18 protein-coding genes are annotated in these 18,964 nt (G+C 68.8%); 11 read left to right on the top strand and 7 right to left on the bottom strand.

Going from position 1 to position 18,964, the window contains the following annotated elements:
* Positions 1-11: 11 nt before the first annotated feature.
* On the bottom strand, positions 12-743 hold the full coding sequence (locus tag Pph01_RS04500) for an SDR family oxidoreductase (RefSeq protein WP_239116427.1): 732 nt from the start codon (positions 741-743) through the stop codon (positions 12-14).
* A 124-nt stretch (positions 744-867) separates the two neighbouring features.
* On the opposite strand from Pph01_RS04500, the gene Pph01_RS04495 reads away from it, so the two are divergent.
* From Pph01_RS04495 to Pph01_RS04485, 3 genes are all read left to right on the top strand, one after another.
* A complete protein-coding gene (locus tag Pph01_RS04495) occupies positions 868-1,452 on the top strand; it encodes a winged helix-turn-helix transcriptional regulator (RefSeq protein WP_204071628.1) in 585 nt (194 codons plus the stop codon).
* Positions 1,453-2,018: 566 nt separating this feature from the next.
* Positions 2,019-2,942: an NmrA family NAD(P)-binding protein gene (locus Pph01_RS04490; protein ID WP_204071627.1), complete on the top strand. Its 924-nt coding sequence runs from the start codon at positions 2,019-2,021 to the stop codon at positions 2,940-2,942.
* A gap of 641 nt (positions 2,943-3,583) precedes the next feature.
* On the top strand, positions 3,584-4,528 hold the full coding sequence (locus Pph01_RS04485) for an SLAC1 family transporter (protein WP_204071626.1): 945 nt from the start codon (positions 3,584-3,586) through the stop codon (positions 4,526-4,528).
* Positions 4,529-4,580: 52 nt separating this feature from the next.
* Here Pph01_RS04485 and Pph01_RS04480 read toward each other — a convergent pair whose 3' ends face one another.
* Together Pph01_RS04480 and Pph01_RS04475 are read right to left on the bottom strand one after the other, a co-directional pair.
* Positions 4,581-5,051 (bottom strand): hypothetical protein, encoded by a 471-nt coding sequence (locus Pph01_RS04480; protein WP_204071625.1) that lies wholly within the window; start codon positions 5,049-5,051, stop codon positions 4,581-4,583.
* Positions 5,052-5,248: 197 nt separating this feature from the next.
* On the bottom strand, positions 5,249-5,935 hold the full coding sequence (locus tag Pph01_RS04475) for a TetR/AcrR family transcriptional regulator (RefSeq protein WP_204071624.1): 687 nt from the start codon (positions 5,933-5,935) through the stop codon (positions 5,249-5,251).
* A gap of 142 nt (positions 5,936-6,077) precedes the next feature.
* Between Pph01_RS04475 and Pph01_RS04470 the strand changes: the two genes are divergently transcribed.
* Positions 6,078-6,812 (top strand): SDR family oxidoreductase, encoded by a 735-nt coding sequence (locus tag Pph01_RS04470; protein WP_204071623.1) that lies wholly within the window; start codon positions 6,078-6,080, stop codon positions 6,810-6,812.
* A 218-nt stretch (positions 6,813-7,030) separates the two neighbouring features.
* Here Pph01_RS04470 and Pph01_RS04465 read toward each other — a convergent pair whose 3' ends face one another.
* Complete coding sequence (locus tag Pph01_RS04465; RefSeq protein WP_204071622.1) at positions 7,031-7,537, bottom strand: MarR family winged helix-turn-helix transcriptional regulator; 507 nt, start codon at positions 7,535-7,537, stop codon at positions 7,031-7,033.
* 144 nt (positions 7,538-7,681) lie between these two features.
* Between Pph01_RS04465 and Pph01_RS04460 the strand changes: the two genes are divergently transcribed.
* The 4 genes from Pph01_RS04460 (at position 7,682) to Pph01_RS04445 (ending at position 11,456) form a co-directional block, all read left to right on the top strand.
* Positions 7,682-8,311, top strand: coding sequence for a TetR/AcrR family transcriptional regulator (locus Pph01_RS04460; RefSeq protein WP_204071621.1), 630 nt, complete (start codon positions 7,682-7,684; stop codon positions 8,309-8,311).
* Positions 8,312-8,497: 186 nt separating this feature from the next.
* Positions 8,498-9,232, top strand: coding sequence for an SDR family NAD(P)-dependent oxidoreductase (locus Pph01_RS04455; protein ID WP_204071620.1), 735 nt, complete (start codon positions 8,498-8,500; stop codon positions 9,230-9,232).
* Between the two features lie 117 nt (positions 9,233-9,349).
* Positions 9,350-10,504: an MFS transporter gene (locus Pph01_RS04450; protein ID WP_204071619.1), complete on the top strand. Its 1,155-nt coding sequence runs from the start codon at positions 9,350-9,352 to the stop codon at positions 10,502-10,504.
* Positions 10,505-10,679: 175 nt separating this feature from the next.
* Complete coding sequence (locus Pph01_RS04445) at positions 10,680-11,456, top strand: SDR family NAD(P)-dependent oxidoreductase (protein ID WP_204071618.1); 777 nt, start codon at positions 10,680-10,682, stop codon at positions 11,454-11,456.
* Here the strand turns inward: Pph01_RS04445 and Pph01_RS04440 are convergent.
* A complete protein-coding gene (locus tag Pph01_RS04440) occupies positions 11,453-12,280 on the bottom strand; it encodes a LysR family transcriptional regulator (protein WP_204071617.1) in 828 nt (275 codons plus the stop codon). The genes Pph01_RS04445 and Pph01_RS04440 overlap by 4 nt on opposite strands.
* A gap of 60 nt (positions 12,281-12,340) precedes the next feature.
* A complete protein-coding gene (locus Pph01_RS04435) occupies positions 12,341-13,240 on the bottom strand; it encodes a hypothetical protein (RefSeq protein ID WP_204071616.1) in 900 nt (299 codons plus the stop codon).
* Between the two features lie 483 nt (positions 13,241-13,723).
* On the opposite strand from Pph01_RS04435, the gene Pph01_RS04430 reads away from it, so the two are divergent.
* Positions 13,724-15,505, top strand: coding sequence for a CocE/NonD family hydrolase (locus Pph01_RS04430; RefSeq protein WP_204071615.1), 1,782 nt, complete (start codon positions 13,724-13,726; stop codon positions 15,503-15,505).
* Between the two features lie 265 nt (positions 15,506-15,770).
* On the opposite strand, the gene Pph01_RS04425 is transcribed toward Pph01_RS04430, so the two are convergent.
* Positions 15,771-16,367, bottom strand: coding sequence for a helix-turn-helix domain-containing protein (locus Pph01_RS04425; RefSeq protein ID WP_204071614.1), 597 nt, complete (start codon positions 16,365-16,367; stop codon positions 15,771-15,773).
* A 198-nt stretch (positions 16,368-16,565) separates the two neighbouring features.
* On the opposite strand from Pph01_RS04425, the gene Pph01_RS04420 reads away from it, so the two are divergent.
* Complete coding sequence (locus tag Pph01_RS04420; RefSeq protein ID WP_204071613.1) at positions 16,566-17,192, top strand: class I SAM-dependent methyltransferase; 627 nt, start codon at positions 16,566-16,568, stop codon at positions 17,190-17,192.
* Positions 17,193-17,340: 148 nt separating this feature from the next.
* Positions 17,341-18,858: an MFS transporter gene (locus tag Pph01_RS04415; RefSeq protein WP_204071612.1), complete on the top strand. Its 1,518-nt coding sequence runs from the start codon at positions 17,341-17,343 to the stop codon at positions 18,856-18,858.
* Positions 18,859-18,964: the final 106 nt, after the last annotated feature.

Genomic DNA, 18,964 nt, shown 5'->3' with positions numbered 1-18,964 from the left:
CCGCCGCCGTGTCAGAGTGCGGCTTCGACGATGGGACGGATGACGATCTCGCTGACATCGATGGAGGCGGGTTGCGCGATCGCGTAGGCGATGGCGTCTGCCACGGTGCCCGCGGGCATGTTGAGCTTGTCCGCCATGGTGCGCACCCAGGCCATGGTGTCGGGATCGCCGCCCAGGGTGTTCAACTCGGATTCGGTGAACGACGGACTGATCACGGTGACCCGGATGTCCTGTTGCTCCTTATGGAGCCCTTCGGCCAGCGCGCGGACCGCGAACTTCGTGGCGCTGTAGACGGCGGAGCTCGGTACGACCTCGTGGCCGAGGGTGGAGGACACATTGATCACGTGACCCGACCGTTGCGCGCGCATCAGGGGGAGTGCGGCTGCGATGCCGTGCAGGGTGCCGCGGAGGTTGACGTCGATCATCTGGTTCCAGTCCTCGACGCGCAGCGCGTCGAGGCGGGACAGGGGCATCACACCGGCGTTGTTGACGAGGACGTCGATGCGCCCATGCCGGCTGTGGGCCGCCTGGACGAAGGAGTCGACGCTGTCCGCGCTGGTCACGTCGAGGGTCGTGTGCTCGGCGGAGCCGCCGTCCTCTCGGATGGCGGCTGCCAGGGCGGCGAGCCGGTCGGTGCGGCGGGCGCCGAGCACCACATGATGCCCCGAAGCGGCGAGACGCCGCGCGGTGGCGGCGCCGATTCCGCTGCTGGCTCCGGTGATGAGGACGATCTTCTTGCTCACTTCAATCCCTTGGTTCGTGTGCCATGAGCATGAGCCATGCACGAGTTCATTGACTGAACTACTGCTGGTGGAGACCGTAGCACGCGTCAGTTCAATGAGTGAACTGGGGAGGTAGAATCGCACCATGACACTCCCGAGCACCTACGCGGACCGCAACTGCTCACTGGCGCGATCGTTGGAGATCGTCGGAGAGCGGTGGACGCTCCTCATCATTCGTGACGCGTTCTTCGGGGTGCGACGATTCGGAGACTTCGCCACTCAGCTGAAGATCCCCCGCGCCGTCCTGACCAACAGGCTGAAGTTGCTTGTGCAGGAAGGCGTGCTCATACGTGACGAGGAGGCGACCGGAGGTGTGGAGTACCGGCTGACCGCCAAGGGCGTCGGGCTGTGGCCGGTCGTGCGTGCATTCATGAACTGGGGGGACACCTTCTACTCTCCGTCTGGAGTGAAGCGCGCCCAGCGCCATGATCAGGACGGAGGTCTTCTCGACCGCGAGGGACGCTGCCAGGATTGCGGTTTGGCGGTCCCGGTCCCGGAGATCCGGATCGAACCCGGGCCCGGATTCTGTCGAACAGACTCCGACCTCGATCCCGTGTCCAACGCGATCAACACACCACGACGACTCCTCGAACCGATCGTGCGACCGCGCACACCCTCGGCCGGCGAAGGCGAACTCAGCGCGACGCGCTCAACCGGACGCGCGGACTAACCCGCTTCGAGGTCCGCCTGTGCGGGCCCGCTGAGGGGGTGCTGCGTGGGCCACTTGGAGCCATTCGTTGATCGCAGCGACGAGGGCGGTTGCTTCGTGACGCATGGCGAGCTTGTCGAACCCTCAGTTCGGCCGTGCGCAGGGCCGCCGGCACGTCGTGCTCGTCCCGGCCCCGCACGAGTCCCATGGTGGCGCCATCGCCGCTGCCGAAAGCGGGTAGGCCCGCCTCTATCAGGTCGGTTCATTCAGTGAACTGCTGCGTGCTACGGTATCGCCAATGGCGGTTCAGTCAGTGAACTGTACGGTGTCGAGTTCGGGGAGGCTGCTCGGTGTACCTGTTCCTGGTCGCCTTCACCGTCCAACCAGGGCACTTGACTGGCTTCGTTCGAGTGACCGAGAAGACGCAGATATAGCCGTCCAGGACGGCTGCTCCGGCCCCACACCGATCATCACCGCGAACTTCACCGACATCACCGTCGATTTCGCCGACGACCACATCCGCCCTGAGGGAGCCCGCGCATGAACAACCGTCACTATTCCCAGAAGAAGTTCGCCGAGGTGTTCAGATGACCAACGACGACAGGCTGTTCCTGGTCACCGGCGCGACCGGCAAGACCGGGAGCAGCACGATCCACCTGCTGCTGCAGCGCGGTCACCGCGTCCGGGCGATGGTGCACCGCGACGACGAGCGCTCCCGTTCGCTGGCCGAGGCCGGCGCGGAGGTCGTCGTCGCGGACTTTCACGACCTGGACGGCGTGACTGCGGCGCTGGAGGGCGTCACGAGCGCCTACCTGTGCTACCCGATCCTCCCGGGCCTCATCGAGGCGACCACCTACTTCGCCCAGGCGGCGTCCGAGGCCGGCGTCCGGTCTGTGGTCAACATGTCGCAGATCTCCGCCCGCCGCGAGGCAGGCAGCAACGCCGCCCGGCAGCACTGGCTGTGCGAGCGCCTGCTCGACCGGACGAACCTGCTCACCGCGCACCTGCGGCCCACGTTCTTCGCCGAGTGGCTGAAGTTCTGGTGGGAACTACGGGACGGCGAGGGGTACCTGCGGCTTCCGTTCGGCGAAGGCCGGCACGCGCCGATCGCCTCGGTCGACGAAGCCCACGTGATCGCCGCGGTGCTGCTCGACCCCGAGTCGCACGACCGCGCGGTCTACTCCCTGCACGGTCCGGTCGAGCTGAACCACCATGACATCGCCCAGGCCATGTCCGGCACGCTCGGCATCCCGGTGCACTACGAGCCGATCAGCGTCGAGGAGTTCGCCACGGCCATGGCGGAACGAGGTATGCCCGCGCACCGCATCCAGCACCTGAGCAACGTCGCCATCGATTATCAGAACGGCGTGTTCGCCGGCACGAACGACAACGTCGAGAAGATCGGTCATCACGCCCCGCTGTCCGTCGAACAGTTCGTCCTCGAGAACAAGCCCGACTTCGGCACCAGCGGCCCCAACTTCGTCCCCGCTTCGTGGCCCTCCGGCAGATGAGCGACATGGTTGTGGTGGCCGGTGCCGGGGGGACACGGCTCGGTCACCCCTCCGGGTCCTCCTGCGGGAAAGCCGTGAGGGCGAAGTCGCATTCGAATACGACCGTCCGAGCGACGTTTTCGGGCAACTCGGCGACCCGGACGTGGACGCAGTGGCGAAAGACCTCGACGTCCTTCTTGAGGACACCCTCCGCGAGGTGGCTTCTTGAACGGCTGCCCGACGACATCGGATGCTCTCGCCGTCGCGAGCAAGACCGCGACGATGGATTCGAGACCGGTGTGATCAAAGGCCGTTCACTCCACGGCCCGCGACCGTCTACGCGTCGACATCAACCGAGGAAGCATCCTCGGCGAGGAGCGGTTCCCGTCGGCCGGGGCGGTTCCCCCACGTAGGGGGCGTGGGGACCCACTCGACGGCGCTCGGTCACCAGCTGGCACACTCCTCGTGTCGCGAAAGAGAACAGGCCTCCGCGAGAGCGGGACATCGATCACCTCCCGGCCAAGCTCTTGAGTCGCGTTTCCTTATGAGAGGCATGAGATGTCCCCATATCTGAGGGTGGCCACCTAGTGAGCATCGATACGCCGGATCGGCAGAAACCCGCGGTCGACGCTCTCGTGGCCTCGCCCGTGACGCGTGTCCCGATGAATACGTTCGCCATCGCATTCGGGTTCGCCGGACTGGCTGCCACCTGGTCTCTCGCGGACGGCGTGCTCGGCGCACCTGCGGCCGTCGCGGTCGGGCTGTGGGCGCTCACCGCGATCGCATGGGTCTGGCTGATCGTCACCCATGCGGTCGCCGGGCGTCGGTCGGGGCGGCGTCTCGTCGACCAGTTGCGGAACCCGGCACAGGGACCGATCGCAGCCCTCGTTCCGATTGTGGGAATGCTCGTCGGCGGCGAGGTGTACGACTACGTTCCCGCGCTGGGGTCCTGGCTCGTGGTCGCTTTCATCGTGGTCGCCGCGCTGTTCGCCGGTTGGTTGCTGGCGCAATGGTCACAGGGACTGTTCCATATTGAGGACGTCCACGGCGGATACTTCCTCCCGACGGTCGCCGCCGCATTCATCGCCGCCAATTCGGCCGCGAAAGTCGGGCTGCACGGGTTCGCGTTGGGCGCTTTCGCCGTCGGCGTCTTCTTCTGGATCGTCGTCAGCGCGCTCATTCTCGTCCGCGTCGCCGTCAAGGGGCCGCTTCCCGCCCCGCTGGCGCCCACGCTCGCGATCTACGTCGCGCCGCCCGCGGTGGGCGGGCTCGCGTGGTTCAGTCTGAACGGAGGCCGGGAGGATCTCGTCGCGTACTGCCTCGCCGGCCTCACCGTGGTGCTCACACTGATGCAGGTCGGGCTCATCCCGGCCTACCGGCGGTTGACCTTCTCGACCGGATTCTGGTCGTTCACCTTCCCGTATGCCGCCGTGGCCCGGCAGACGGTCGACTGGCTCACCATGACGCACCCCGTGCTGTGGCGACTGTGGGCGTGGCTCGTCGTCGCCGCCATCACCGCCTTCATCGCCGCGATCGCCATCCGCTGGTTGGTGTCGACCCGTACGTCCTCGACCAGCCGCACCGCGGGCCACATGGGGACAGCCTGAAGATGCCCAACCGGCCATAGGCGTTCAGCCGGGGGCATGCGGTCCAGCCGAATTAGAGGGAGTCTCGCACCCGCGAGTACGTGAGCTCGAAGTCGAGGGACCAGGTCACGCCGTCGGTCGACATCTCCCATCGCGCCTCCACGGTGTCGCCGTCCGGGCTCAGCGTTCCAGCGAAGCGCTGGTTGAACCCAGGAGCGTCCCGCCACATCCGCCACTCACCCTCGGCGAATGTCATCCGGTACACCCTGTGTACGCCGCGGGCATCGGCGTACAGCATCGTGAACTCCTCGCCGGCGTCATCCAGCCCGATCAGAGCGAGGGTCGGGAACGGGGCGTTCTCCTGCCACACCTTCGGCGCTGTGGCCGGCATGGAATCGATGTCGGACTCCTGCCGCAGGAACGCGCCGTCGTCTTGCCAGGCGAACTCTGTCCATGCGCTGCCGAGGCCGGGAACCTTCGGCTGTACCGCCCAGCGGCCGACGAGAGCGTCGAGCCGCGCGAGTGCAGGATGTCTGTCGCCCATTGCCGTGTCCCTTCTCGTTGACGGTCCTGCAGTCTTCACACGGGAAGCATCGCAGGGGCATCTGTTCGACGACAACGCGGACAACGTCGCCATCACAAGGACACGCGGAGGAGCGCAACAGGGATGATTGGTCCCCCTGGCTCGAAAATCGATCAGTCCATGTGCGGGCGTCAAGGGGCCGCAGGTTCAAAATCCTTTCAGGTCGTGAGGTTGACCATCGCCTGGTAGAGCTGCGCCTCGGTGAGCGGGGGTTCGGGTAGCGGGTGCTGAGCGGCGCGGAAGCCGTCGATCATGATGTGCAGGTTGCGCCGCCACGCGTTGGGTGCGGCGCCTCTGGTCGCGTCGATGATGCGGCTGTTGGCCCAGACGAGGCTGATGATGTCGGCGTCGGTGATGTCAGGGCGTACCACTCCGGCGGCTTGACCGCGTTCGATGACCTCACTGGCCAGGCGACACAGATGGTCGTGCATCGCCTCGGTGGCCTGGCTGTTGGGAAACCTCATTGAGATGAAGTCGTTGAAGCCGCGGTCTCCGGCCTGCGTGGCGCACAAGGCTTCCAGGAACGTGCAGAACCCTTCCCACGGGTCCTCCATCAGGAGCGTCGCCTCGGCGGCCGTCATGAATTCCGACAGTTTCGGTTCGAACGCGGCGAGCAGGAGATCGACCCGGGTCGGGAAGTGCCGGTAAAGGGTTCCGATCGCCAGGCCCGCTTTCCGCGCGATCTGCTCCAGGGACGCATCGACGCCGTGCTCGGCGAACGCCTCCTGTGCGAGGGCGGTGAGCAGCTCGCGGTTGCGCCGAGCGTCCCGCCGGCGCGGCACGGCCACCCTGCCTGACGGGCCGACTTGAGCCTGGTCGAGGTGATCGTCGTCCCTGTGCTCCATACCAGCGATATTACCAAGGTGAGAGCCCCCTCATGATTATGTTGAGGCACCCCTCATCATAGTGATACGGTCACCGAAGTCGAGGCACCCCTCACTATCGGTGTCTCTATGACTGGCACATCCCCAATCGGAAAGGCCCATCGTGTCCAAGCTCGAAGGAAAGGTCGCCGTCATCACCGGCGCGACTTCCGGCATGGCCCTGGCCACTGCCAGGGCGTTCGTCGCCGAAGGCGCCCATGTCTTCATCACCGGACGCCGGAAGGACAAGTTGGACGCCGCTGTCGCACAACTCGGTCCCAACGTCACCGGAGTGCAGGCCGACTCGGGCGACCTCGCCGATCTCGACCGCCTCGCAGGGACCATCCGCGAAGAGAGGGGCCGGGTCGACATCCTGTTCGCCAGCGCAGGCAACGGCCTGCTGAACGAACCGCTGAACGCGGTCACCGAGGAGTCGTTCGACCACGTCTTCGATATCAACGTGCGCGGCACCCTGTTCACCGTGCAGAAGTTGCTGCCACTGCTGTCCGATGGCGCGTCGATCGTGCTCAACAGCAGCGCGGGCGCCAGCAAGGGCGTGCCGGGCAGCACGGTCTACTTGGCGAGCAAGGCCGCGCTGCGATCATTTGCGCGCACGTGGACCGCGGAACTGAAGGATCGTGACATCCGCGTGAACGTGATCAGCCCCGGACCGATCGACACCCCGGGGGTCGAGGACCTCCCTGAGGCGACGAAGGACCTCATCGCCTCGATGGTGCCGTTGGGACGCTACGGCACTCCTGATGAGATCGCCCGGGCCGTACTGTTTCTCGCCTCGTCGGACTCCAGCTTCGTCGCGGGCACTGAACTGTTCGTCGACGGTGGAGTCGCGCAGGTCTGACCTGCAGCGCGACCGCGGCAGTCGAGGGCTGGTACGGCTGGGCCGCGCTGGAGGATCAGGGCTGTGAGAACCATCGAGACGGCCCTTGAAGGTCATCTCGGTGGTTCACGTTTTGTCGCCCTGCGCTGTCCTCGTCGCCCCCCTCGCCCGTGGGTCCGAACTCATCATCACGGCAGCGCCATGTCACGGACGTACGGCCGGCCGGGGAGGATGAGGCGTCAGTCGTCGAGGGCGAGATCGGACGTGACCTCGGCGACGCGGCCGAGCAGCCGGATGAGTCGGGTGTAGTCCTCGTCGGTCATCGCCTGGCGCAGCCTGGTTTCGACTCTTCGCGACAGGTCTGAGGCGGCGGCGGCGCGCTCGGCGCCGGCGTCGGTGAGGGAGACCAGCATCACGCGGCTGTGGTCGGGGGAGGCGTGGCGCTCGACCAGGCCCTTGCTCTCGAGGTTCTTGACGATGCCGGTCATGGTCTGGGAGGTGACGAGCGCCTCCCGCGAGAGCTGGGTGCAGGACTTGGCGGAGCCGTCGGCGAGGTAGCCGAGGACCTTGCACTGAGGCTCGGTCAGGTCGAGGGCGCGCACCGCACCGGCCTTGCGGGCGATCAGCGCCTGCTCGGCGCGCTTGAGGTGGAAGCCGAGCGTTTCCGGCGGGCCGCTCTGTACCGTCTCCCGCCGTCGGGCGGGCTGCGCCGAGCGCGGCGTCCGGGTGGCGGAGGTCTCTGTCATGGCCGCTTCCTCACTGCCTCGCATGGCTTCCTGCCGGTCACCCTACGCTGTACGGATGCAGGGTCCTTCAATTATGAAGGCATGCGTGACGGGCGCCTCCGCACGGCGGAGGTGCTCCGGAGCACGGGGCGTAGCCTGAGCTCCATGGCCCAGATCGCCCGGAAGCCGGCGCCGGCACCCCGCCTGACCGCGCAGGGACGGGCCACGAAGGACCGCATCCTCCAGGTCGCCGCCGACTTGATGGCCGAGCACGGCGCCGCGCGCACCACCATGGAGGACGTCATGGAGACCGCGGGCGTCAGCGCCTCGCAGGTCTACCACTACTTCGGCGACAAACGGGGCCTCGTCCGCGCTGTCATCACGTACCAGACCGACGCCACCCTCGAGCGCCAGCAGCCCTACCTGGATCACCTGGACGGCTTCGCCGCCCTGCAGAGCTGGCGCGACCAGCGGGTCGCCCTGCAGATCCAGCACGGCTGCGCAGGGGGCTGCGAGCTGGGCGCGCTGGCCAGTGAGCTGGTCGAGTCCAGCCCTGAGGCCAGGGAGTACCTGGCGGCGGCCTTCACGCGGTGGCTGGAGCCGATCCGCTCCGGCCTGCACACCATGCGCGAGCGGGGCGAACTCCGCCCGGACGCCGACCCGGACCGGCTGGCGGCGGCGCTGCTCGCGGCGCTGCAGGGCGGCGTCCTGCTGACGCAGATCCACCGCGATCCCGAGCATCTCGCCTCGGCATTGGACGCCGTCCTCGCCTACATCCGCAGTTTCAGCGCCTGACGCGCCGACGTGCGCCACGCGTGAGCCTTGGCGGCAATGCTCCGGAGGCAGGGGCATCCGAGCAGGTCAACGACTGGAATTGACATTCCAACGACGATGGTCTGATGCTTCCATCAATGGTTCAGATCCGTCAATCGATGAAGGATCCTGCATCGATTAATGGACTCACCTCGATGGGAGAAAGACATGGAACTGTCCGGGCTCACCGCCCTCGTCACGGGCGCCACAGCGGGCATCGGCCGCGCCGTGGCCGTCCAGCTGGCACACGAGGGCGCCGAGGTCGTCGTCCACGGTCGCGATGCCCGCCGTGGAAAAGAGGTCGTCGCCGCGATCGAGGCCGACGGCGGGTCGGCACGCTTCGTCCAGGCCGACCTCGCCGACACCGGCGACGTGCTTCGCCTGGCCGAAGAGGCGGGCGAGGTCGACATTTTGATCAACAACGCGGGCGTCTACAAGTTCCTGCCCACGTCGGAGATGACGGACGAGCTGTTCGACCTGCACATGGACCTCAACACCAAGGCCCCCTATCTGTTGGTGCGCGAACTCGCTCCCGGCATGGCCCAGCGCGGTCACGGGTCCATCGTCAACATCAGCACCCTGGCCGCCTCGGTGGTCACCAAGGGGACCGGCATGTACTCCGCGTCCAAGGCCGCCCTGGAGCAGTTGACCGAGGTCTGGGCCACCGAATACGCGCGCAGGGGCGTGCGCGTCAACGCCGTGGCGCCCGGCCCCACGCGCACGCCGGGAACCGATGACATGGACCCCACCAAGCTCAAGACGATCGCGGAGACCACCGCCATGGGGCGCGTCGCCGAGCCGAAGGAGGTCGCTGAAGCGGTCGTGTTCCTCGCCTCAGAACGCGCCAGCTACATCACCGGAGTGGTCCTCGAAGTCGACGGCGGACACCTCGGCATGGGCTGACCAGACGACACACGCCACGCGGCCGGCCCGGGCCTCCAACGGGCACGGGCACGTGACAGACCCCGTCATGACCGCGGCCCCCGTCTCCGCACAACCCTGCTCGTCGAAAGGCTCCCCATGCCCCTGGCACTTCTCGCGCTCGCGATCAGCGCCTTCGGGATCGGCACCACCGAGTTCGTCATCATGGGCCTGCTGCCCGACGTCGCGGCGGACCTGCACACCTCGGTGCTCACCGCGGGCAACCTCGTCTCCGCGTACGCGATCGGCGTAGTCGTCGGCGCCCCGCTGCTCGCGGTGGTCGGCGTGCGCATGTCCCGCAAACACCTGTTGATCGTGGTGATGGGCGTCTTCGTCGCGGGGAACCTGCTCTCCGCGCTCGCGCCGGACTTCGGCTGGCTGGTGGCCGGGCGCGTCATCGCGGGCCTGCCGCACGGCGCGTTCTTCGGCGCCGGATCAGTCGTGGCCGCCAGTCTCGCACGCGAGGGCCGCGAGGGGCGGGCAGTGGCCACCGTCCTGCTCGGGTTGACCTTCGCCAACATCGTCGGCGTCCCCGCAGCCACCCTGCTCGGGCAGGACGTCGGCTGGCGCGCCACCTTCCTGGTGGTCACCGGCATCGGCGTCGTCGCCGTCTCGGCCCTCGCGGCGCTCGTGCCGTACGAACCCGCGCGGCCGCAACAGAGTCTGGGCCGTGAGCTGCGGGCCTTCCGCGACCGGCGGGTCCTGCTGGTGCTGGCCACCGCGGTCTTCGGCTTCGCCGGAGTGTTCGCGACCTACGCCTACCTCGCCTCGATCGCCACGCACGTGATGGGACTGGAGGAGTCCTCGGTCGTGTGGGTGCTCGCCCTGTGCGGCGTCGGCATGACCATCGGTGTGGCGGCGGCCGGACCGCTGACCGACCGCGCGGCCCTCCCCACCGCGTACGCCGGTCTCGGCGGCCTCGCCGCGGTCCTGATCGCCTTCGCCTTCACCGCCCACATCACATGGGTGGCCATGGTCATGGTCGTCCTGCTCGGCGCCGTCGGCTTCCTCATGACCGCGCCGCTTCAAACCATGGTCATCCGTTTCGCCTCCGACGCGCCCACACTCGCCGCGGCCTCCAACCACTCGGCCTTCAACCTCGCCAACGCCGGAGGGGTCTGGCTGGGGGGCGTGGCGATCGCCTCGGGATGGGGATGGACGTCCTGCGCCCTGGTCGGCGCATGCCTCGCCATCGTCGGTCTGGTCATCGCGCTGACGGCCGGTCAAACGGCTGCGCGCCGCGCTACGGCGTGACGAAACACCAGTTTCCTCAACCGCCGGCGCTCATCCGGGTTGGCGGCCCGGGCGCTGGCGGGTCGCGATCCATACCTCCGACCGCATCGCCCGATACCTGAGTGCTCATTGGTCCCCGGCGATCCCGGTGGTGGACTCGACCTGTTCGCTTTGGCATCACCACCAGGAGTTTCACATGGGAAAGCTTGCCGGCAAGGTCGCCGTCGTCACCGGCGGCAGCGCGGGGATCGGGCTCGCCACGGCCCAACGGTTCGCCGAGGAGGGCGCGCTCGTCTACATCACCGGCCGCAGACAGCAGGATTTGGACGCCGCGGTCGCGAAGATCGGTCACGGCGCGGTCGGCGTACGGGGCGACGTCACCCGGCCGGAAGAGGTGGATCGCCTGTACGCCACGGTGTCCGAGCACGGCCACCGGATCGACGCCGTGGTCGCCAACGTCGGCTTCGGAGAGTTCGCCGGGCTTGCCGATGTCACCGAGGAGCACATCGACAAGATCCTCGACATCAACGTGAAAGGCACCCTGTACACGGTGCAGAAGGCGCTGCCGCTGCTCAACGATGGCGGATCGATCGTCCTGGTCACCTCGATGGCCTCCACCAGCGGCCAGACGGGCCTGAGCGTCTACTCCGCGTCCAAGGCCGCCGTCCGATCTTTCGCCCGCTCGTGGGCCAACGAGCTCAGCGGGCGCAACATCCGCGTCAACGCGCTCGCACCCGGCGGCACGCTCACGCCCGCGGTGGACTCCGCCCTGGAGGCGTCCGGCCTGGACGCGGCGGCACGCGACCAGTGGCGGGTGGAGCACTCGGCGGCGATCCCGCTGCGCCGGCTGGCCCGCCCCGAGGAGCAGGCCGCGGCCGCGCTCTTCCTCGCCTCTCCGGAGAGCAGCTACATCACGGGAGTCGAGCTGGCGGCCGACGGGGGAGCGACCCAGCTCGGCTTCGGGCTCGTCTAGGACGCCCGGTCCAGGCTGCCGTCATCGGCCGCGGCGGCCTTCGCCGTACGGACGAAGAGTGCGCGCGCCGCGTTCCGGGTGCCACCCGGCCAGGCCAGCACCAGCCGGGTGGCCGGGATGTCCGTGACGGGCACCGCCACGACCGTGGTGCCGATGCGCTGGACGACGCTCGCACCGGCCACCACGATCAACTGGCCGAGGGAGACCAGCTCGACGATCTGGTCCAGGGTGTCGGCCGGGCACAGCTCACGGTAGGTGTCCTCCCCGGCCAACTCGGCGAACGTCACCGCGGATCGCCCGGCCAGGCGGTGCTCGGGCGGCAGCAGCGCGACCGCGGACTCTTGGGCCACTTCGACGCTCGCCATCCCGTCCAGGTCACCGCGACCGCACATCAGGCCGATGTCCGCCGCGCCGCTGTGGAGCGCGCCCACCTGGTCATTGGTGAAGACGAGCTCGACCGGCACCGCCCCGGCCAGCCGCTCGTACGCCCGGACCGTCCTCGCCATCAGCCCGGGCCCGGTCCCCGGCCTGGTGGCGACGACCAGGCGTTGCCGCTGCGCGGCCCGCTGGGTCCGCCGTACGGCGGAGTCCATCGCGTCGAGCACCCGGCGGCTCTCGGCCAGGAAGACGCCGCCCGCGGCGGTCAGCTCCACCCGGCGGCTGGTCCGCTCGAACAACCGCACACCGAGCCGCCGTTCAAGCCGTCCGATGGCCCGCGACAGGGGTGGCTGCGCGATCCCGAGCCTCTCGGCCGCCCGCCCGAAGTGCAGTTCCTCGGCAAGAGTGACGAAGTACTCCACCTCGCGCGTTTCCAGACGGTCCACGAACGCCAAGGTAACAAGGCGACCCCGTCCCGCATGTGGTGGGTCGGCGTGGACCGTGCGTCAGCCCGGGAGCGTGGCGAGCTGGGCCTCGGTGATCGCCTCTTCCCGCCACAACGAGCCGTCCCAGGTCGACGTCACCCGGGTGATCAGGCCGTTGTGGCCGAGTTCGAGTGCGGTGGTCCCCAGCGGCACCGCCGAACGGCTGCTCCACTCGAAGGCACCGCCCAGGGCACCGCCCACGACATGCCGTACGGAGACCCCTTGTCCGTAGGGAAGTTCCGGCAGGGTGCGGCTGAGGAAGGACTGGACCGCGAGCTGCCCCGTCACGAGGGTGTGCAGCGCGGTGTCCTCGAGGATCACGTCGGTGTCGAAGAGGGAGGCGACCTGCGCCGCGTCTCCTGCGGTCAGCGCGGCGGCGAGCTTCTGGACGGCCGGCAGGAGGGCCGGTGCCGCCGTCTCGCCGACCGCCTGCTCCCCGAAGTCGGCGGGGAACCGGTCGACTGGGACGCGCAACTTCTCGACGCCCGCCACGGTGAGCGAGCGCCCGTCCCAGTGGTCGACCCAGCGCACGGCCCTGCCGCCTTGGAAGTCCACGGTGCCCACGGCGCGGACCTCACGGCCGAACATCTCCGGCGAGTCGACGAAGAAGACCACGGCGCTGGTGAAGTCGCCGATGATCCGGGTCGGATACGCGACGGCCGCCTCGGGCCAGCTGTCCAGCAGGTCGGCGAACTGGTCGTACAGAACCTTCCAGTCGCGGAAGACCCAGCCGACCGTGGCGTCGCCGTAGGTGACCGATTCTCGCGAGAAGTGCGCCATCAGGGCGTCGACGTCGTCGCCCGACTTCGCCTCGAAGTAGGACTCGAAGAAGCGGACCACATCGGGGGTGGCCCGGGTCACGTCGACCTCATGGCCGAGGATCCGGACCGTGCCGGCGGTGTGAGCTGGGGTTTCGTTCATGGGATTCTCCCGTCGTGGGTTCCTGCGTCATCGTGGGCCGTCTCTGCCGCGCGGGGCCGGAGCCGGGCGGCTCCGGATGATGACGACCTCCACAGCGCCACTACCGGCGGCAACCAGCTGGAGCCGCTCACCCATGTCAGCTCTGCCGCGCCTGGAAGAGATGCATTCCATCTCCGACAGAGATGGTCATGGCGTGAGGCTCCGGCATCGCCCGTGGCGCCGTGCCGCCGCAGGGGCCTCGTCGTCGGCGCCGATGATCAGCCTCGTTGCCGGGGCGTCCGCCGAATATCTCCATCGGAGATGGAACACATCTCCATCAGGTCCGGCAGAGCCGGCATCGACGGGTGGGCCAGGCTCGTTGCCACAGGTAGTGGCGCCGTGCGGGGACTCCACAGCGTGATGATCCGAGAGGCACCCGGCGCATCGACACCGCGCGCATGGCGTCCGTAGCCCGGCGCCCGGCGACGCAGAAGGGAAGACGCGATGCACCGACACATCTCGGAAATCCGCGACGGCATGCGCGTGGAGTGGGACGTGCCGATCCCGATGCCGGACGGCACCGTGCTGCGGGCCGACGTGTTCCGCCCGGTCGCCGAGGGCCGCTACCCGGTCATCATGACCCATGGGCCGTACGCGAAGGGCCTCGCCTTCCAGCAGGGCTACGCGGGCATGTGGAAACCCCTGTCCACGAAGTACCCCGACGCGGTGGCCGGGTCCTCGAACAAGTACCAGAACTGGGAGACCGTCGACCCGGAGAAATGGGTGCCTGACGGCTACGTCTGCATCCGGGTCGACTCACGTGGCTCCGGACGCTCCCCGGGATATCTGGACATCTTCTCCGTGCAGGAGACGCACGACTACTACACCTGCGTCGAATGGGCCGGCGTCCAGCCGTGGAGCAACGGGAAGGTCGGCCTGCTGGGCATCTCGTACTACGCCATGAACCAGTGGCAGGTCGCCGCGCTGCGACCGCCCCACCTCGCCGCCATCTGCCCGTGGGAAGGGGCGGCCGACCACTACCGGGAGTTCACCCACCACGGCGGCATCCTGAACATCTTCACCTCTGTCTGGTATCCGGTGCAGGTCGGCGCCGTCCAGCACGGCGTCGGTGAGCGCGGGGCCCGCAACCCCAACACCGGCGAGCCGGTCGCCGGGCCCGAGACGGTTCCGGCGGAGGACCTGGTCGCGCTGCGCGGCGACCCGCCCGCGCAACTCCGCGCACACCCCTTCGACGACACGTACTACCGACAGCGCTCCGCGGCGCTCGAGCAGATCACCGTGCCGGTGCTGTCCGCGGCGAACTGGGCCCACGCCCTGCACACCCGCGGCAACTTCGAGGCCTACTCCCGGGTGAGCTCGGAGCAGAAGTGGCTGGAGGTCCACGGACTCGAGCACTTCGCCGAGTTCTACACCGACTACGGCGTCGGCCTGCAGAAACGGTTCTTCGGGCACTTCCTCAAAGGCGCGGACACAGGCTGGGACCGTCAACCGCCGGTGCAGCTCAACGCCCGCCATGTCGACGGCTCGTTCGAACTGCGGTCCGAGCAGGCCTGGCCCCTGCCCGACACCACGTGGACGACGCTTCACCTGCACCCGGACGGTCTCGCCCTGGCAGAGCGGGCCCCGGCCGACGGCGGGCGCCTGGACTTCGCGGCGCTGGGCGACGGCGTCACCTTCACCACCGAGCCGTTCGCGGAGGAGGTCGAGATCACCGGGCCCGCCGCCGCCCGCCTGTTCGTGTCCTCCACGACCGCCGACGCGGACATCTTCCTCACCCTGCGCGTCCTCGACCCGGCCGGCACGGACGTGACGTTCGTCAGCGGGCTTGACCCGGCGGGTGTCGTGGCCGCCGGGTGGCTGCGCGCGTCACACCGCGCCGTCGATCCAGAACGCAGCCTGCCCCATCGGCCTTGGCACCCGCACGACCACGCCGATCCGCTGACGCCGGGCGAGGTCGTCCAGCTCGACGTCGAGATCTGGCCCACCTCCGTGGTCATCCCGGCCGGCCACCGGCTCGCCTGCACGGTGCGGGGCCGGGACTTCGAGTTCCCCGGTGACGGCCCCTGGCCCGCCACGTACGGCGTGCCGATGAAGGGGCACGGGATGTTCCTGCACACCGATCCGCATGATCGTCCGGAGGACCGGTTCGGCGGCACGACCACGCTCGTGTCGGATCGGGCCCGGCCGTCCTCGCTCCTCCTGCCCTTCGTCCCGCGGACCACGCGCCGCCGCTCCGCACCCCGCCGCCGCCCAGGCCGGGCGTGAGACTGCCCGAGGCGCGGAAGAGCGGCGGAATGACGAGGCGCCGGAGGGGGAGCGGTCAGTACCGGCTGAAAGGGCCCATTGCTTGACGGCGTAGGGCTCGGCGTGACGCGCGATCTCCAGGGCTGATCGGCCGCTGAAGTGGGCGGGCAGCACCAGGGCGGTGGTGTCGCCGGTCCAGTCGAGCGGGGATCTGATCAGGCCTGCCCACGGCGTCCGGCACTGCCGCGGCGGTGTCGGGCGGCGCGGATCTCGGGGTCGGCGCTACTTACTCGGCCGGGCCCTGTCTCGGTGCCGCGCGGACGTGTGCCCGTTCGCCTTGTTTCCCGATGAGACTCAGGTACTCGACGGGGCCGGCCCCGGTGGCCCCGAACCAGTGCGGGGTGCGCGTGTCGAATTCCGCGGCCTCCCCGGGCCTGAGGATGAGGTCGTGTTCCCCGAGCACAAGGCGGAGCGTTCCGTTGAGGACATAGACCCAGTCGTAGCCCTCGTGGGTGCGCAGGTCGGGTTCGGCGTCGTCGCTTCCGGTCGGGAGGACGAACTTGTAGGCCTGGATTCCTCCGGGCCTACGGGTCAACGGCAGGATGACCGAGCCGTCGCCGCAGGGGATGGGACGCAGATTGATGCGGGGGTCGCCGGTCGGCGGCGCGTCGACGAGCTCGTCGAGTGTGACCCCGTAGGCGCGAGCCAGCGGAAGCAACTGCTCGAGCGTGGGACGTCGCAGGCCCGCCTCGAGCCGGGACAAGGTGCTGGTGGAGATGCCGGTCTCCTCCGCGAGGTCGGCGAGCGTGACGTCTCGATGCAGCCGAAGGCGTTTCAACCTCGGTCCGACGGCGTCGAGAGTGCGGTCAATGGCTTCGTCCACCCCTCCATTTTGCCATTCGGCAACAACGTTTGCGCATCCGCGTTCTCTGTCAGCACCATGAAGAACGAACCGAGGAACGCACCCGCAGAGGGGTGCACGATCTGCCGGCGCGGGTGAGCCCGGCGGAGCTCTCGGCACGTGACCGCACGAGTCACCGGCTACGGCGGAGAGATCATCGCGACTCGAGGAGGACGATCGATGACGCACGGATTCGACAAGGACTACTGGGAGCGGCACTGGCGAGCCGGGGGTCCCGGATCCATGGGCGGCAATCCGCCGAACCCGTACCTCGCTCGTGAGACCGGCGACCTGACACCGGGCACGGCACTGGACGCGGGGTGCGGCGGCGGCGCCGAGGCGATCTGGCTCGCCTCCCACGGCTGGCACGTCACCGCAGCAGACATCTCGTCCGAGGCCCTCGCCCACGCTGCCGAGCGCGCGGCCACGAGCGAGGCCTCCGAGCGTGTGCAGTGGGTCGAGGCGGATCTGAGCGCCTGGAGCCCGGGTGTGCGGTTCGACCTGGTCATGACCCACTACGCCCATCCGGCGATGCCCCAACTGGAGTTCTACGACCGCATCGGCGGCTGGGTGGCTCCCGGCGGCACGCTGCTCATCGTGGGGCACCTGCACACCCCGGGCTCTACCGGCCACGGGCACCACCCTCCTGCCGAAGCGTCGGCCACCTCCGCGGCCATCACCGCGCGCATGGACGGCATGGAGTGGGACATCGTCACCGCCGAAGAGCATCTCCGCACGCTCACCGGCGACGGGGGCCGAGCGGTCCCCCTCCACGATGTCGTCGTGCGCGCCACCCGACGCCGGTAATCACACCATCCGAACAGCGCCGGGGCCTGCTGCTCCGGCGCCGATTCCCCCTGCCTTCTTCGAAAGGAACCTCATGAGTACGAACCGGTCCTCGGACGCGGGAGCCCCCGGTGAAACCATCCAAGACCCCCGACGACGACGTGCGATCTTGGCCGGGGTCTGCGTCGCGCTCATGGCGGTCATCGCGTCGGTGTCCGGGTTGAACGTCGCCCAGTCGCAGCTCACCGTCGCGTTCGACGCCTCGCAAACCGAGGTCCTGTGGTTCATCAACATCTACACCATCAGTCTGGCCGCGTTGCTCCTGCCGCTCGGCGCGATGGGCGACCGGTGGGGCCGCAGGCCGGTGCTGCTCGCAGGCCTGCTCGTCTTCGGAACGGCGAGTGCGGCGGCCGGCCTCGCCACGTCGTCCGAGATCATGCTCGCCGCGCGTTTCCTGAGCGGCGTGGGCGCAGCGATGATCATGCCGGTCACCCTCGCCGTCATCACCTCGACCTTCCCGGACGAGGAGCGCTCCAAGGCTATCGGCGCGTGGACCGGCATCGCCGGCGGCGGAGGCATCCTGGGGATGTACCTGTCGGCCGTCCTGGTCGACCTGGCGAGCTGGCGGTGGCTCTTCGTCCTGCCGGTCGTGCTCGTCGTCGTCGCCATCGTCATGGCGCTGCGATCCATCCCGAACTCGCGCGAGGCGTCAGGGCGCGGGTTCGACGCCGTCGGTTCGCTGTCGTCCGTGGTCGCGGTGGTCGGGCTCGTCTTCTTTCTCCACGAGGGCCCCGAACGGGGCTGGACCGCGCCCGCGACGCTACTGAGCCTCATCGTCGGTGTCATCGCCGCTGCCGGATTCGTGGCCTGGGAGCTGCGCCGGCAGGCTCCACTCCTCGACGTCCGCCTGTTCCGCGAGCGAGGTCTCGCGAGCGGTTCCGTGTCGCTCTTGACGGTCTTCGGCGTGCAGGCGGGGATCTTCGTCGTCCTCTTTCCGTACTTCCAGGCCGTGCTCGGCTGGTCCGGCCTTCGCTCCACCCTGGCGCTCATGCCGATGGCGCTGCTGATGATGCTCGCCTCCGGCCTGGCCCCGCGGGTGGCCGCGCGCGTCGGCAGCCGCTCCACGATGGCCTCAGGGATCTTCCTGGGCGGCGCGGGGCTGGTCATCATGGCCACCCTCGTCTCCGTCGACGGCGGCTACCTCTCGATCCTCCCCGGCATGCTCTCCATGGGACTCGGCATGGGCTTGACGATGACGCCCTCCACCGAGGCCATCACCACCGCCTTGCCGCGTGAGCGTCAAGGGGTCGCGTCCGCGCTCAACGACGTCACCCGGGAGTTCGGCACCGCGCTCGGTGTCGCGCTGCTCGGAGCGGTCCTGACCGCCGGCTACCGCAGGGCCGTCGACTCGCGGCTCGCCGGAATGCCGGACGGCACCGCCGTCACCGCCCGCGAGGGCGTCGCCAACGCCCTCGCGGCCGCCGACGGGGTCGGTCCTCAGGCGCAGGCGCTGACCCGAGCCGCCCAGGAGGCCTTCGTCGACGGCTGGCAGCAGGCCATGTGGGCGGGCGCGGCAGTCATGGCGGTCCTGTTCGTCTACGTTCTCGCGCGAGGTCCGCGGCAACGGCCGCAGGGTTCCGTCGGCAACAGCCGTGAACCCGACGATGTGGTCGCTGACCTGCGCTGACTCACCGAGCGCAGGCCGTTGGGACGAGCCCCAACCAAGCCAAGGCCGTCCGTTTCTGTCACCTCTTGGGCTGCCGCCCGGCGTTCGCGCAGGTCAGGCGAGCAGG

It is taken from the genome of Planotetraspora phitsanulokensis (assembly GCF_016863295.1).
GTDB classification, from domain to species: Bacteria; Actinomycetota; Actinomycetes; order Streptosporangiales; family Streptosporangiaceae; genus Planotetraspora; species Planotetraspora phitsanulokensis.
The sequence above is the reverse complement of the archived record's forward strand: the minus strand, read 5'-3'. Positions and strand labels throughout refer to the sequence as shown.